We start from the raw sequence: 15,922 nt of genomic DNA on the forward strand, positions 1-15,922 counted from the left end.
GTCAGCCCAACCCAGTCTTGCTCTTGATGAAGGCGCCTAAGGCTCCCTTGAGACGCCCTCCCGCGGTTGCCCGCGCCACGCGCGCCTTGGCCATCTTCAGCAGTCGCTCGTCGTCCTCGTCTTGCACCAACCCCTCCAGGGTGGCGATGAGGGTGGCGGCGGCTTGGTCTTCGCCGCGGGCGCGGTGCAGCATCGCCATGACGCCATGGAGGGTAAAGAGTTCCTGGATATGCAGCCGCGGCCGTTGGGCGAGTCCCTCCAGCAACGCCGCGGCCGCGTCCAATTCGCCGTCCTCAATCAGTAAACCGGCCAGGTTGCAGCGGGCAAACAGATAGTCCGGATGGATCGCGACGATCCGGCGCAGGAGTTCCCGACACGCTTCACCCCGGCCCTGAAGACCGCGCAGCGCCGCCATGTTACCCAGGACGGTCTGGTGGTCGGGGACGCGCGCCAGGATGGTGTTGATGGCCGCTTCGGCCGCCTCGAGCCGGCCGGCCCGCAAGTGACGCACTGATTGATCATGCAGGTTCAGCAGGTCTTTTGGAAGGTTGCTTGGCGCTGGCTCCCGGGTAATCTCGGTCGATGACAACTGGACCTCCTGTAGTGAAGTACCGTCCCAGAACTTGACGGCCTCATCCCTGGCAAGCAGCTTGCGGTCGCGTAGGGCCGTGAGGAATCCGAGACGCTCCTGCGTGGTGCCGATCGGCAGCCGCGCCAGGTCGCGGAGGATGGTCGCCGCCCGCCGGGTGCTCGACCCCTCTGCGGGCGGGGTCAGGTGCCCCAGCCGGTATTGCAGAAAGTGTGCGGCGAATCCCCGTACCCTCGCATCGCCGCTCAGATAGAGCGCCTCCAGATAGCTATCTTGGATGCCTAACCGGTCGATGCGGGAGAGGAGGCTCGCGGCATCACGTTCGTGCAGCGCGGTCATGATGCCGATGGGGAACACCTGGCCCAGGTCGAACAAGGCCGGGTAGGGGGGTGGTACGCCATCGCGTTTGAGCGCGGCAAGGTTCTCCCGGGCGGCCGCAAGCCCCGGGTGCCGGGCCAGGGCGCGCTGCCATAAGGCCCGGGCCTGATCGCCATGGCCCAGTCGGCTGGCCGCACCGGCGCCATAGAGTAGCCGCATGGCCTCCGGGATGCCGGTCGCCTCCCCGATCCACGGGGCCTTGCTGCTGTACTCGAAGGCGTCCCAGGCGGCCTGATCCTTCCAGATCAGCAGCAGGGCGGCCAGTTGCGCCTGGGCATCCTCGATGCGCCGCGCCTCGGTCTGGGCCAAGGGGACCGCGAGCCCCTGGGCGCCGGTCTCGTCGCCCCGATACAGGCGCAATTGCAGGGCCAGGCCAAGGGCGAACAGGTTGCCCGGGTCCTGTTGCCAGGCGTCCAGTGCGGCGGTCAGTGCCTCCTCGCTGTGCCCCAGATGGAAGAGCGCCAGCGCCCGGTTGTTGCGGGCCGGGGTGACGGCAACACCCTCCAATATACGCACGGCGCCGCCGAAGTCCTGGGCCTCCATCTGCAGTTTGCCGATTTCAAACCGCTCCATGTCCTCCAGGGTCGCCCGGGAGCCGTCGGGCTGGCGCAGCACCTCATCCAGGGCCGCGGCGTCGGCCTGGAGGCGTTTCGCCACGGCGCCCAGGTCGGCCAACCGTTCGGCGGCCCGGGAAGCCAGCAGGACATATTCACTCTCGAGGGCGAGTTGGAAGAGCGACTCCTGAGCCCCCTGGCTGGTGGGCCGACGCTCCGCCCACTGGTAGGCGGCCAGGGTCGCCGCTGCCTGGTTGCGGGCCTGATAGAGTGCGTCCACCAGCAGCCGGTTGGGGGCGCTGTGATCGGGGAAGCGCTGCACCAAGGCGCGCGCCCGCACGCTGGCCTGGGTGAAATCGCCGGCCCCGATCAGGCGCTCCACCGCCTTCAACTGGGCCGGCTCGGGCTGCCGGCCCTTGGTCTGAGTGGTCTTGGACGGCTTTTTTGGCACCGTGGGTCCTTGGGGGTTGGGGTATTGACTGAGTTGCCAGTCTAACGGAAGCGGAGACATTTGCGCTGCGGCGTTTTTCGCAGGCGCCGCCGGGCGAGGCTGGGTCGGGCGGACCTGACGCGCTGGGGTTTTCTCGCTGGCGCCGTCGAAATCGTGCCAGCGCGGGACCCAATTGAGAAGTTTTCTTAACAACCCCCTTCCCGCGGACAACCACGCCCGCAGGCGACGCGCGAGCGGCCTGAGCGGACGCGGCGGTCGTTGAGGTTACCCGGTCGCGGGGATGGGCTGGACCAGCGAGCGCATCTGCTCGATGCGACCGTCTTTGACGTGTCCCAGCGCCATGGCCATCATGACCGCCAGGGCCAAGCCGACCCGGGTCTGCATTTTCGCCAGGCCGCAGATGAAATGCCGCTCGAAGCCGAAGCTGTGGTCGATGCGGTTATTGATTCGCTCCAGGGCGCTGCGCCGGTTGTAACCGCGGTGCCAACTGGGGCTGCCATGCGGGGTCGGTACGAAGATGCGTCGATCATGGTCGTCGAGGCTGATCCGCACGATGCGCCCATACTCCCCGGGTGTGACCCCGCCGGCTTGGTGGCACCGTTCACGGCCCTGGCAATCCAGACCATAGGCGGCGGCCGGGCAGCGGTATTTGAGTGCATGGCGATCGGCCTCGAAGCCTTGGAAGGCCAAGTCGCGTTGTTCTCCGGTCTGCGGGCAGATGCCGTGGACACTGCCTTTCGCGGTATGAACGATGGTGTCGACCCGTTCGGGAAATAGTGGGCGGGTGATGGGTTTGTTGGGATCGTAGTCGGGGTGTTGCTTCTCTTCCCGCCACAGCTCGCGGGTATCGATGAGGGGACGGATACCGTAGGTGTCCCATAGCAGGGCCTTGGTCTCAGCACTGTCGAGGCCGCGATCGGCGCTGAAGTCGCGGCAGCGCTCAGCCAGTTCGGGGGTCTCGGCGAAGGTCTCCTTGAGCATGACGCGCAGTTCGATCTGTTCGGCATGGGAGGCCGGGGGCAGGTGCATCGCCACGGGGATTTCATACTGGGTGTCGGCGATCAGGTGTACACCGTAGCCGAACCAACTTTTGATCTTTTTCCAGGGCTTGCCGGTGCGTGCGTCGACCCCGCTGGTCTCGTGCTTACCCCAATCGGCATCCGGATCGGAGGTCTCCCCGGTGGTGCGACTGACCCGCCCGGTGCTGTGACTCTCAATGGCCTTGCCGTCGTAGCCGAGGTGGTGCCCGAACTCCGGTAAGACCTCCATCAGTTGCTCGCGCAGCGTGGTGATCATCTGCGTCACCATCCCCAGCGTCTCCTCCAGCTCGATGACGTTGGCGAGAAAACGCGAGAAATTCCAACTGCTGGGCACCGCGGCGTGGGCTGCTACCGGCGCCGCATAGGCGATGGTCATCCGTCCCGTGTCGGCGTCCGGCACCAGCTGCGCCAGGGGTTTCTGCTGGATCGGCAACACCGCGAAACCGCAGGCGTCCCGCAACGCCGGATTGCGCCCAAGCTCGCGAATCAACGCCTCAATCGACGGATGCTGGAATACCACCCCGGCCAGCACCGCGTTCCACATCGCCGCCACCGGATAGTCATCGCGTCCCGACCCGCGCATGACCTCCAGGTATTGCACCAATCGCGCATCTGGGAGATGATCGCGCACCAGATAGAAGCGATCCAGATCGCTGCGCGCCAGTCAAATAAGCTCAGTTCAATGGCCGCCATGGGGTCCTCCTGCAAAGGATCGTCTCGCTAACGATATGATCCCTTGGCCGCCACCCTTTTGTATACACCCGCCGGCTCTGATCAGTATCGCGGCCGGTTCCCGGCTGACCTCCGGCGCGCTCGGCGCTCGGGCCGCGTCGTCGGCATCGCAGCGACCCCGGCTGCGACCGGTTACCGCGAGGATCGGTGGCCCGACCGATGATCCCGCCCCCCACAGCTGGGGTGAATTTTCGCTCTCAGCCGGACCCCACGCATGTAAGTCGTTGATCGTTCGTTCTGCGCTGGGGTAAACGAAAGTGTCCCCTACTCAGGCAGCTTTCCAATTCAGAGGCTTGCCGACACCGCTACCGGCTCAAGCTTGGCGGTGCCGGGGTTGATGATCCCGAATTTCAGCGATTGAGTTATGTCAGGGTGTGCCCGGCGCAAACGCTGACAAATCCCGCGCAACCATGCGGGTGCCAGCCTTCAGGCCGCACGCAACGGATCGTCGGGGGGTGTACAGGCTGTTCATTGATGCCGATGGGAATCTATGGGCCTGGGGCCGCAACCTATGGTCAGCTCGGCGACGGCACGACTACGGCGATCTGGAGTCCGGTCCCCCGTCGGCGGGCTGCGCTCACCCTGAGAGTGAACCAGACCGGCACGCTGGAATCCTCTGAGGCCAATAACCAGACGCCCCAGGCGCAGACCGTCAAATGGCAGGCCGGACCGACCGCGCGGGTGGGATAGGTCTTGGGCTTCGGTGGGGGAGGGTGTTTTCGAATCCAAAGGATTGTCAATCACGCGCAGCGTTCCTACATCCTGGGTTAGCGAGGTTCCCGCACCGGGTTGTGCGGCCTACGCCGATGCACTGCCGTCGCTGATGGAGTGCCGTCGGCGTAGCTGTACATCCGGTCAAGATCGGGTGCGTAATCGAGCCGAGCCACCGGAAGCCATCAGCGCAGGACGCCAACAGTGTAGCGAGTAGGGGTAAGTCATGTCGGTTCGATCTGTTTGGCGTCGTTTCATGCGGCGGAACCGGTATGCCGGGGCCATTCTTTGCGGCGTCGTGCTGGGCCTGGTCCTGTCGCTGGGCAACGCCCCGGCGCAGGCCGCCCCGACGACCGACACGGCCCTGCGCGAATGGGTCGCGCGTGATGGATGGCTGCGGGTACAGGTGGACCTGCGCTTGCCGGGTGATCCCGCGCTGCCCCGGGACGCGGCGCAAGAGGCACTCTGGCAGGCCGACCTGGACCAAACGGCGCAGGACCTGCTGTCGGCGTTGCCCGCCGGTTCCGCCGACACCCCGCTGCGGGCAGCGGGTGCATCGGTGCTCACCCTGCGAGCCGATACCGCCGGGCTCGACGAATTGCTGCTCTCGCCCTGGGTGGCGGCGGTCGCCGCGGCCGGCAATGCCAATATGCAGCGGATTGCCGCGGGTTACGATCATAGCCTGGCCCTCAAGCCCGATGGCACCCTGTGGGCCTGGGGGCATAACGGCTATGGCCAGCTCGGCGACGGCACGACCACGGATCGTCTGGCTCCAGTCAACGTACTAACCGGGGTCGCGGCCGTGGCGGCTGGCAGTTCCCACAACCTGGTCCTCAAGCCCGACGGCACCCTGTGGGCCTGGGGGTCTAACTGGATTGGTCAACTCGGTGATGGCACGGCCACCAACCGTCTGACTCCAGTCCAAGTCCAAGTCCTGACCGGGGTCGCGGCCGTAGCCGCTGGGGATTATCACACCATGGCCCTCAAGCCCGACGGCACCCTGTGGGCCTGGGGGTATAACTGGATTGGCCAGCTCGGCGATGGCACGGTCACGAGCCGTGACGCTCCAGTCCAAGTCCTGACCGGGGTCGCGGCCGTGGCTGGGGGCGGTAAACACACCCTGGCCCTCAAGACCGACGGCACCCTGTGGGCCTGGGGGGGTAATTGGGATGGCCAGCTCGGCGATGGCACGACCACGGAGCGTTACGCTCCAGTCCAAGTCCTGACCGGGGTCGCGGTCGTGGCGACTGGCAGTTCCCACACCCTGGCCCTCAAGACCGACGGCACCCTGTGGGCCTGGGGGGATAACTGGGTTGGCCAGCTCGGCGATGGCACGACCACGAATCGTCTGACTCCAGTCCAAGTCCAAGTCCTGACCGGGGTCGCGGCCGTGGCGGCTGGGGCTTATCACACCCTGGCCCTCAAGACAGACGGCACCCTGTGGGCCTGGGGGTATAATGCCTATGGTCAACTCGGTGATGGCACGTACCTGAACCGTTCGGCTCCAGTCCAAGTCCTGACCGGGGTCGCGGCCGTGGCGGCTGGCGATTACCACACCCTGGCCATCAAGCCCGACGGCACCCTGTGGGCCTGGGGGGGTAATTGGCATGGCCAGCTCGGCGACGGCACGACCACGCAACGCCAGAGTCCCGTCCATGTGCCCGGATTCGATCCACTGCCGAACTTCGCGGTCACCAAGGTCCTGCTTACACCGACCGGCCCGACCGTAAATGGGACCTTCAATGCCGAGGTGACCGTGACCAATCAAGGCACGGTGGCCGGGACACCGGGGACACTGCAGGTCTGGGCCGACCAGGCAACGGCGCAGGCGTGCGCCGCCTTGGGCGACCAGTACACGACCCTGCCAAGCCTGGCGGCGGGCGCCAGTTACACGGTCACCGTCAGCGGCCTGCTGGCGGGCGCGGCCGGGACCAAGACCCTGCGTGCGTTCGTGGACAGCGAGTGTCTGACCGCTGAAACCGATGAAACCAACAATCAATCCACTACCTCCTATGAGGTGATGCCGCCCCCCGACTTTGCGGTAACCGAGGTCGCCCTGGTACCCAGCGTGCCGGGTGCTAACGGTATCTTCACCGCCACGGTGACGGTGACCAACCAGGGCGGGACGGCCGGGACGCCGGGGACGCTCCAGGTCTGGGCCGACCAACCGAACACTCCGGCTTGTGCCGCCGTCGGCGACCAATCGGTGACCCTGCCCAGCCTCGCGGTGGGCGAGATCTACACGGCGACGGTCAGTGGTCTGCCGGCGGGTGCGGCCGGGACCAAGACCCTGCGGGTGTTCGTTGACAGTCAGTGTCTGACCGCTGAGCCAAATGAGGCCGACAACCAATTCACGCTGGGCTACACCGTCGGTAGTGCCGTCGGCAGTGCCGACGCCATGCGGCGGATTGCCGCGGGGTACGCACACAGTCTGGCCATCAAATCCGATGGCAGCCTCTGGGTTTGGGGGAATAACTTGTCTGGCCAGCTCGGTGATGGAACGACCACGAAACGACCCAGTCCGGTTCAGGTCCTGACCGGGGTTACCGCAGTGTCGGCCGAAGCTTTTTACAGCCTGGCCCTCAAATCCGACAGTAGCCTGTGGGCCTGGGGTAACGACGGATATGGGTTCAATAGTCACACCAGTCCGGTCCAGGTCCTGACCGGGGTCAACGCCATTGCGGCAGGTGGCACTTTCGCAGGTAGCGGCCCACGGCATAGTTTAGCCCTCAAGGCCGATGGCAGCCTCTGGGCCTGGGGGGATAATTTGTATGGCCAACTCGGCGACGGCACCATCTCCTCGCGCGGAACTCCGGTCCAGACTCAGGTCTGGAATGGGGTGTCCTACGCGCCCCTAACCGGGGTCGCGGCCATCGCGGGCGGTGCTGAACACAGCCTCGCCCTCAAGAGTGACGGCAGTCTCTGGGTCTGGGGGAAAAACTGGAGGGGCCAGATTGGCGACGGCACTCAATTGACCGATCGCCGCAGTCCGGTCCAGATCATGACCGGGGTCGCGGCCATGGCGGCCGGAGCAGCACACTCCCTCGCGCTTAAGACTGACGGCAGCCTGTGGGCCTGGGGGGATAACTCCTCTGGCCAACTCGGCGACGGCAGCCTGACGATTCGCCTGAGTCCGGTGCAGGTCATGACCGGTGTCGTAGCCGTCGCGGCAGGGTCCGCCTACTCCATGGCCATCAAGACTGACGGCAGCCTCTGGGCCTGGGGTGATAACGCGAAGGGGCAATTCGGTGATGGGACGCTCGCCGGCGGCGCACGTCCTCGCCAGGTGCTGACCGGGGTCGCCGCCGTCGCGGCCGGACATTTGCATACCTTGGTCCTCAAGACCGATGGCAGCCTCTGGACCTTCGGGTGGAATGCCGATGGTCAGCTTGGCGATGGCACGGTCACTGATCGTCTCAGTCCAGTCCTGATCTCCGGATTTGCCCCGATCGTGGCCCCCGACTTCGTGGTGACCCAGATCGCCCCGTCCCCGAGTACCCCAAGTGCAAACGGGACCTTCGCTGCCACGGTCACGGTAACTAATCGGGGTACCGTGGCCGCGACGCCGGGGACGCTCCAGGTCTGGTCCGACGCACCGGCTGCGCTGGGATGCACGGCCGTGGGCGACGGTTCCGCGACCTTGACGAGTCTCGCGGCCGGCGCCAGCCGGGTCGTGACGATCAGTGGTCTGCCGGCGGGTGCGGCCGGCACCAAGACCCTGCGGGCGTTCGTGGACAGCGAGTGTCTGACCATTGAAGCCGACGACACCAACAATCAGGGCGTCTCGACCTATACCGTGGCGCCTCTTCCACCCGATTTCGTGGTGACCGGCATCGTCCTGACGCCGGACAGCCCGAGCGTCAATGATACCTTCAGCGCCGCGGTGACGGTGAAGAACCAGGGCGCGGGGAGCGGGATGCCCGGGACACTCCAGGTCTGGGCCAATCAGTCGGCTGTGCAGGATTGTGGCGCCGCGGGGGACCAAGCGATCACCCTGGCGGCCCTGGCGGCGGGTGCCAGTCAAACGGTCACGTTCGCCGGTCTGCCGGCGGGTGCGGCCGGGACCAAGACCCTGCGGGCCTTTGTGGACAGTCAGTGTCAGAGCGCGGAATCCGATGACACCAATAATCAGTCCACGTCGTCTTACGCCGTGATCGTGCCCGTCCCCAATTTTGCGGTGACCGGCATGGTACTGACCCCGCGCAGCCCGGACGGCCACGGGACCCTCAGTGCCACGGTCACGGTGACGAATCGGGGTACCGGGGCCGGTACCCCGGGAACCTTGCGAGTCTGGGCCGATCAGGCGAGCCTGGCGGGCTGTGGCGCCGTGGGCGACCAATCCGCCACGGTACCGAACCTCGCCGCCGGTGCCAGCCAGACGGTTACGCTCACTGGCCTGCCGGCCGGTGCGGCGGGGGCCAAGACCCTGCGGGCCTTCGTGGACAGTGAGTGTCTGACGACTGAAAGCGACGAGGCCGACAACCAAGCCACCAGGGCCTATCTCGTGAGCGATCCGCAGATGCGGCGGCTGGCCGGTGGGGCTGGACACAACCTGGCCATTGAGCCCGGTGGCAGCCTCTGGGCCTGGGGGTATAACCGGTATGGCCAGCTCGGCGACGGTACCACGACCGATCGCTTGACCCCGGTCCTGGTGCTGACCTCGGTTGCGGCCGTGGCGGCCGGTGAGTTGCACACCCTGGCAGTCAAGACCGACGGTACGCTCTGGGCCTGGGGTAGCAACCAATATGGACAACTCGGCGACGGTACGACGACCGATCGGTTGGCCCCGGTCCAGGTCCTGGCGGGGGTCGCGTCGGTCGCGGCGGGTAGCGCCCACAATCTCGCCCTTAAGACCGACGGCAGCCTCTGGGCCTGGGGTAGAAACGCCGCCGGCCAGCTCGGCGATTCCACTAACACGGATCGCTGGCGTCCCATCCAGATCCTGACCGGGGTGTCGGCAGTGGCGGCCGGATCTGGTCATACCCTGGCCATAATGACCGACGGCACGCTGCGGGCGGCTGGGTGGAACCAGTATTGCCAACTCGGCAGGGGAAACACCGTGGATACCCGCTATCTGGAACCGGTCCTGACCGATGTTGCTGCCGTGGCGGCCGGACAGGCATTCACCCTGGCCATCAAGACCGATGGTAGTCTGTGGACCTGGGGGTATAACGCTGACGGCCAACTCGGAGATGGCACGACAGCGCTTCGTTGTCTTCCGGTCCAAGTCATGACCGGGGTCGCCGCGGCGGCAGCTGGCTACGATTATACCCTGGCCATTAAGTCCGACGGGAGCCTGTGGGCCTGGGGTAGGAATGCGTATGGACAACTCGGCGATGGCACCACCACTGATCGTCTGACGTCGGTGAAGGTCCTGACCGATGTGGCGGCGGTGTCTGCGGGTGCTAGTCACACCCTGGCCCGTAAGACCGACGGCAGCCTGTGGGCCTGGGGGGCGAACAGTGTGGGTCAGGTTGGTGACGGTACGCTGACGGATCGCCTGAGTCCGGTCCCCATACGTGGCGTCGATTACACGTTGACGTTGAACCTGGCCGGTACTGGAGCGGGGACGCTCGGAGGCGGCGGGAGCTACCCCGCCAATACCACCGTCGCCCCCACTGCGACCCCGGCGACCGGTTCGACCTTCAGCGGTTGGATCCCCGCCACCTGCGGCAGTGCCTTTGTGCTGACGGCCAACACCACCTGTACCGCCACCTTCACCCTCAACAGCTACACCATCGCCGCCAGCGCCAGCCCGGCGGCTGGCGGGACGGTGAGCTGTACAGTCAATCCGGTGGACTACGACGGCAGCAGCACCTGTACCGCCACGCCCGCTGCCGGCTACACCTTCAGTGCCTGGAGTGGCGACTGCTCTGGCGAGAGCTGCGTGCTGAACAATGTCACCGCGGCCAAGGCTGTTACCGCCACCTTCACCCTCAACAGCTACACCATCGCCGTCAGCGCCAGCCCGGCGGCTGGCGGGACGGTGAGCTGTACAGTCAATCCGGTGGACTACGGCGGCAGCAGCACCTGCACCGCCACGGCCGCGGCCGGCTATACCTTCAGCGCTTGGAGCGGGGACTGCACCGGCGCCACCTGCGCGTTGAGCAACGTCACCGCAGTCAAGGCCGTTACGGCCACCTTCACCCTCAACAGCTACGCCATCACCGCCAGCCCAACGGCCGGGGGCACGGCGAGCTGTATGCCCAACCCGGTGGACCATGGCGGCAGCAGCACCTGCACCGCCACGGCCAACCCCGGCTATCTCTTCGCTGGTTGGCGCGGGGACTGCCTGGGCCAAGTCAGATCGACCTGCACGCTGAACAACATCACCGCAGCCAAGACAGTCACCGCGACTTATGTCGAGATGGGGTCGGCACTGCCCAGCCGCGGCGGTTGGCGTACGGTCTTGGGGCAATGAGTCGAATATGGCGACGGTCGCGGAGCGTCACCGCGACCTTCACACCCACAACGTCAAATAGCGGGTCGGACCGGGCGTCGGGGTGAGGGCAACGGTCGGTGCGAGCGGGTCGACCGGCCGCGGCGGCCTACCGTTGTTCCGTGCGCTTCAGTTTGACTCCACCCGCGCCTCGACCAACCCGTCGGCCAGCCGCGCCGCAATCCGGGTGCCGGGCGGCGCCTGGTTCGGGTGGCGGAGGATCTCGCCGTCGGGTAGCCGGGTCACGATGGCATAGCCGCGGGCCAGGGTGGCGAGCGGGCTGCGGCCGTCCAGGCCGGCGACTGCCCGGACCAGGCGCTCATTGCGTTGCGCCAGGGCGTGGGATTGCGCCCAGTGCAGGCGCTGCCACAGCCCGCCCAAGGCGGCGGTGGCCAGCCCCAGTCGCCGCGCCGGGGAGGCGGCCGTCAGGCGGATGGCGCGCGGCTCCAACTGCGCCCGGACGCTGCGCAGGCGCTGGTCCATGGCCTGGCGCAGACGCCGCTCCAATTCGTCCAGGTGTTGCGCGCGTTGCTCCAGACGCGCGGCGGGGTGCAGCAGGGTCAGGTGACGCAGGACCGCGGTCAGGCGCAGACCGGCGCCTTCGATCAGCCGTTCCTCCAGGTGACGCAGCCGCGCACTCAGTGCGGTCACCCGCTGCCCGAGGTGTTCGGCCGCGGGGGCCACCAGCTCCGCGGCCGCGGAGGGGGTCGCCCCGCGGCAGTCGGCCGCCAGGTCGGCGATGGTGGTGTCGATCTCATGGCCGACCCCGCTCACCACCGGGATGCGGGAGGCGCGGATGGCGCGGGCCAGCGACTCGTCGTTGAAGGCGTTGAGATCCTCCAATGAGCCGCCGCCACGGGCCAGGATCAGCACGTCGCACTCGGCGCGCGTGTTGGCGATTTGCAAGGCCGCGATCAACGAGGCCGGCGCGGTGGCGCCCTGGACCTGGGCCGGGTAGATCAACACCGGCAGACCCGGGCAGCGCCGGCCCAAGACCGTCAGCAGGTCATGGACCGCCGCCCCGGTCGGGGAGGTGATCAGCCCCACCTGACGCGGGAAGGTCGGCAGTGGGCGCTTGGCGGACGGTGCGAACAGACCCTCGGCGGCGAGCCGGCGTTTGAGCCGCGTAAGCTCCAAGCGCAAGGCCCCCTCACCGCCCGGCTCCATGTGCTCCACCACCAGTTGGAATTCACTGCGCGCCTCATAGAGCGTCACCCGTGCCCGCACCAGCACCTGCTGGCCGTTCTGCGGTTTGAAGGCGAGCAGCAGGCGCTTGGCCCGGAACATGGCACACCGGACCTGGGCGGCCTCGTCCTTGAGGGTGAAATAGCAGTGCCCGGAGGCCGGCAGGGCCAGGTTGGAGATCTCGCCGCGCACCCAGATGGATGGAAAGCTGCCGTCCAGGACCGCGCGCGCCTCGCTTGCCAGGCGGGCCACGCTATAGATATCACGGGTAAAGTCCAGGGCCAGGTCGAGTGGATCGGGTCTCATGGGATGTTACTCGGTGCGGTGGCGGGAAGCGGCTTGGGGATCGCCTCCGGGAGTGGGGCGGGGACCATCCGCACATGGAGATCCCGCTGGGGGAATGGAATGCTGATGCCCGCCGCCTGGAAGCCATACCAGATCCGCCGGTTGACCTCCGAGCGAACCGCCGTGCGCCCCACATCCCCCAGGTAGTGTACACAATATTCCACCCGCAACACGACGGCCGAGTCGCCAAACTCCCACAGACTGACCTGCGGGGCGGGCTGACGCAGCACCGGTGCGTAGCCTGCCAGTTGTTCGCGCACCAGCGCGATGGCCCGATCCGGGTCGTCCTGGTAGCTGATCCCGACCGTCAGCACCGTGCGCAGAATGTCATCGGTGCGTGTCCAGTTGGTAAAGTCCCCGCTGATGACGGTCCCGTTGGGGATGAAGACCTCCTGCTTGTCGAAGGTGCGGACCGTCAGCGACCGTATGCCGATGCGGGTCACCTCTCCCTCGTGCCCGCCGACGGTGACGATGTCGCCCACCCGCAGCGGGCGTTCGACCAGCAGCAGTACACCGGAGATAAAATTGTTGACGATGTTCTGGAGCCCGAACCCGATCCCCACCCCTAGGCTGGCGGTGAAGACCAGCAGGGTGGTCAGATCCAGCCCGGACACCCTCAGCGCCAGCAGCACTCCGCAGACCATCACCACATACTGACTGAGCGTGGCGAGTGCCTGGCGCAGCCCGCGGTCCTGCACTCGGCCAAAGGCGAGTTGGAAGCTCACCCGCTTCACCCAGGCCCCGGTCGCGAGCGCCGCGGCCACCAGCAGCACCGAGAGGACCAGGTCAACTGGGATCAGATGCAGGTTGCCGGCCGCGATCAGTGGGCGCTCGGCCCAGTTGAGCAGGGCGCGGATCGGCGGGGTGTCGGCGTCCCAACCCCAGAGCTGCAACAGCCCCCAGCCCGCGATCAGCCAGGCCAGCAGGATCGCCAACTCGTAGGCTGGGAACAGGAAATGTCGCCGCCAGAAGTCGCCGAGTTCGCCCTCGATGCGTGCCGCGGCATGGTCCCGCAGATCGCCCAGGCTACCGACGACGAGATAGAGCAGGGTCGCTTGCAGGGCCAGCCAGCCCAACCGGCTGGTGATCGCCCAGGCCAGATTGGCATAGCCCAGGAGGCCGAGTACGCCCGCCACGACCATGGCCAGCGCGATGAGCCTGGACACCTCGCCCAGGAGCCAGGCGCGGCGCCGGATCGGTCCCGTGTCCGCCGGCGGCGTCACAGCGGTTTGCCGATGTTCGGCCAGGTGTCGGATCAGGCCGCGTAGTCCGAAGGCTGGCACCGCGAGCAGCAGCACCCCGACCATCGCCAGACGGTCCAGCACGTCGCCCAGCAAGGGCGAGACCGGCAATGAGCGGGTCAGCAGATAGAGCGCGGCCACCAGGGCGGAGAGCACCAGGCCCCAGCGCAGCCGCCGGTAGAACGCCAGGCGCGCCGCGGAGGGCACGCGTGCCGGGTCCGGGCCAAACAGTGCGGCGCGGGCAAGGGTGAGTACGAAGACGCTGGTCGGCCAGATCCCGAGCAGCAGCAGGACGGGGATCAACTCGTAAAGCGGCAGGCCGAGCCGCCAGCCGACCCAGGCCCAGAGTGCGGCGGGAGCCGCGCGGGGCAGGGCGGCGGCCAGTGCGCCGGCCGGGGCGGCCACCCGGCGGCCGGGGTCCGGGTCGACCAGGCGTCGGCGCAGCAGCAGCGGCGCCGCGACGGTCGCTACCGCCAGCAGCGCTGCGCCGGCGATCACGCCCGGCCACTGCGCCGGGCGCCGCGCGCTAGTGGCGCTTGCCAGATCCTGCCACACGACCGCGAGCTCACGCATCAGGAGCCGCGGCAGCCCAGCCGCCCCGTGGCCGATCCGCTGCCACTCCCCGGCGGTGACCGGGAAGGGCTCGCGATCGGTCAGCGAGGCCGCGTAGACCTGTGCCGCCGCGGCGTAAAAGCGGGCGCGTTCCGCCGCGGTACGCTGGATCAGGTCCTCGACCTCGTGGCCCTGGCGGGTGATCGCCGCCGCCAGGTCCGCGGGCGGTGCCAGCGGGTCAGCCGCCGCTGCGGTGTCGTTGGCCCGCGGCGGCGGGGGTGTCAGCATCCGGCGCTCGCCCGCCAGCTCGCTCGGATATTCCCGCAGTTGGGCGGTCAACTGCCCCAGTCGATCCGCGGCCGCCCGGAGCACGGCGACCGGCATCGACGGGTCCTCGCGCAGCGCCATCAGCCCATCCAGGCGGCGGCGGATGCCGAGCAGCTCCAGGTCGTTCTGGGCCAGATCGGCCTGCACCGCCAGGTGCTGAATGCGGGTCTCCATGAGCTCGCGCCGCGCGCTGCTGTCCGCGTCCGCCCCGGCGATGGCCGCCGCCTCTTCGGACAGTTGGGCGCCCGCGCGCAACGACTCGGTGATGACCCGCTCCAGTGTGCGGGTGGGTGGGTCGGACCAGGGTCCCGCGCGGCCTAGCCCGGCGTCTGCCAGGTCGCCGAGCGCGTCCAGGCGGACCCGTGCCTGGAGCAGCCGCAGCCGCTGTCCACCCAGGATCCGCAGGCGGGTGTTGGCTGCGGTCAGCCGCTCCAGTGCGTCCACCAGCCCCTGTACGGCGTCCGCCTTCTCGTGCAGCAGACGCAGGGCCGCCGACCGCCGCACTTGGACCAAATCGGGGTCGGGGTTGGGGATGGGGACCTGGGCCAGGGCCAGGGTGCCCTGTTGCAGCCGGGCGAGGGCCGCGCGCTGATGGGCGGCCTGGCCCGTCAGGGTATCGATGCGTTCGCGGGTGATATCCAGCCGCAGGCGCGCCGTGCGCAGCATGTCCGGGGTGATCTCCCGGGCGCGCAGGGTTTCCTCCTCCCGGGCGAGTTGGGCGGCCAGGTGCTGCGCGTCCGCCTCCCTCAGGGCCGCCGCCGCCGTCAGCTCCGCGGTCACCTGCACCAGTTGGGCGGTCTGGTCGCTGATGTCCTGGAGTGGCGGGATTGGCTCGCCGGCCGCGTGCGCCAGGGTCAAGGACCACAGGAGCGCCCACAGGAGCGGCCAGTGCCGGGCGCGGCGCGGCTGCGGGCCAGGGCGCGGTTGGATCGGCCTGTGCCAAGTGGGCATGGGCGACTCCGTGTGGTCAGGGTGTGGTGAGGGGCGGCCAGTCGGCGCATCTTAATCCCGTCGGAGGCGTTGAGCGTAGCGAAACCCACCGTCTGCGGTGTTTCAGGGCGCCACCGAGGGCTACCGTTGGACATTTGCGCCGACAATGAACCCGGCCCTCGGAACGCCGGAGGTCCTGGCGATCCTCAAGGATTTCAAACAATCCCTTTCAACTGGTCCACATCAAGGATGCCGTCGCGTTAACGCCGCAGTCTCGTGATGTAGGCGCTGTTGGGCCGGTGACTGGTCCGTTGCGACCAGACCAACGAGATCCCAGCGTGAGATCCCAGCGTGGTCGCCAACCCAATCTAAGTACCTATATACTGTGACTCATGAAACGCCTACGCTTCATCGGGTCGAGCCGCGACGATCTCTGTGATTTCCCCAC

6 protein-coding genes are annotated in these 15,922 nt (G+C 67.5%); 2 read left to right on the forward strand and 4 right to left on the reverse strand.

Features of this window, described 5'->3' with window-relative positions; translation table 11 throughout:
- Position 1 precedes the first annotated feature (1 nt).
- Both QZX93_RS16945 and QZX93_RS16950 read right to left on the reverse strand, forming a co-directional pair.
- The gene (locus tag QZX93_RS16945; protein WP_295392499.1) at positions 2-2,032 is read right to left on the reverse strand and encodes a hypothetical protein; all 2,031 of its coding nucleotides are present in this window, start codon (positions 2,030-2,032) and stop codon (positions 2-4) included.
- Positions 2,033-2,236: 204 nt separating this feature from the next.
- Positions 2,237-3,643, reverse strand: coding sequence for a transposase (locus tag QZX93_RS16950; RefSeq protein WP_295392501.1), 1,407 nt, complete (start codon positions 3,641-3,643; stop codon positions 2,237-2,239).
- A 575-nt stretch (positions 3,644-4,218) separates the two neighbouring features.
- On the opposite strand from QZX93_RS16950, the gene QZX93_RS16955 reads away from it, so the two are divergent.
- Both QZX93_RS16955 and QZX93_RS16960 read left to right on the forward strand, forming a co-directional pair.
- A complete protein-coding gene (locus tag QZX93_RS16955) occupies positions 4,219-4,434 on the forward strand; it encodes a hypothetical protein (protein ID WP_295392503.1) in 216 nt (71 codons plus the stop codon).
- A 277-nt stretch (positions 4,435-4,711) separates the two neighbouring features.
- Positions 4,712-10,876 carry a CARDB domain-containing protein gene (locus tag QZX93_RS16960; protein WP_295392505.1) on the forward strand — a complete coding sequence of 2,055 codons (6,165 nt, stop codon included), beginning with the start codon at positions 4,712-4,714 and terminating at the stop codon, positions 10,874-10,876.
- Positions 10,877-11,023: 147 nt separating this feature from the next.
- On the opposite strand, the gene xseA is transcribed toward QZX93_RS16960, so the two are convergent.
- Entirely contained in the window at positions 11,024-12,385 is a 1,362-nt protein-coding gene (xseA, locus tag QZX93_RS16965) for an exodeoxyribonuclease VII large subunit (RefSeq protein ID WP_295392507.1), read from the reverse strand.
- The gene (locus tag QZX93_RS16970; RefSeq protein ID WP_295392510.1) at positions 12,382-15,495 is read right to left on the reverse strand and encodes a mechanosensitive ion channel domain-containing protein; all 3,114 of its coding nucleotides are present in this window, start codon (positions 15,493-15,495) and stop codon (positions 12,382-12,384) included. The genes xseA and QZX93_RS16970 overlap by 4 nt, the downstream gene beginning before the upstream one ends.
- Between the last annotated feature and the right edge of the window lie 427 nt (positions 15,496-15,922).

The organism is uncultured Thiodictyon sp., from assembly GCF_903946935.1.
Taxonomy (GTDB): domain Bacteria; phylum Pseudomonadota; class Gammaproteobacteria; order Chromatiales; family Chromatiaceae; genus Thiodictyon.

What these genes read in the sequence shown, in the direction of transcription:
- QZX93_RS16960 (WP_295392505.1), top strand. Translation starts at nt 4,712, where the DNA reads ATGCGGCGGAACCGGTATGCCGGGGCCATTCTTTGCGGCGTCGTGCTG.
- QZX93_RS16970 (WP_295392510.1), bottom strand. Translation starts at nt 15,495, where the DNA reads ATGCCCACTTGGCACAGGCCGATCCAACCGCGCCCTGGCCCGCAGCCG.
- QZX93_RS16945 (WP_295392499.1), bottom strand. Translation starts at nt 2,032, where the DNA reads ATGTCTCCGCTTCCGTTAGACTGGCAACTCAGTCAATACCCCAACCCC.
- xseA (WP_295392507.1), bottom strand. Translation starts at nt 12,385, where the DNA reads ATGAGACCCGATCCACTCGACCTGGCCCTGGACTTTACCCGTGATATC.
- QZX93_RS16955 (WP_295392503.1), top strand. Translation starts at nt 4,219, where the DNA reads ATGCCGATGGGAATCTATGGGCCTGGGGCCGCAACCTATGGTCAGCTC.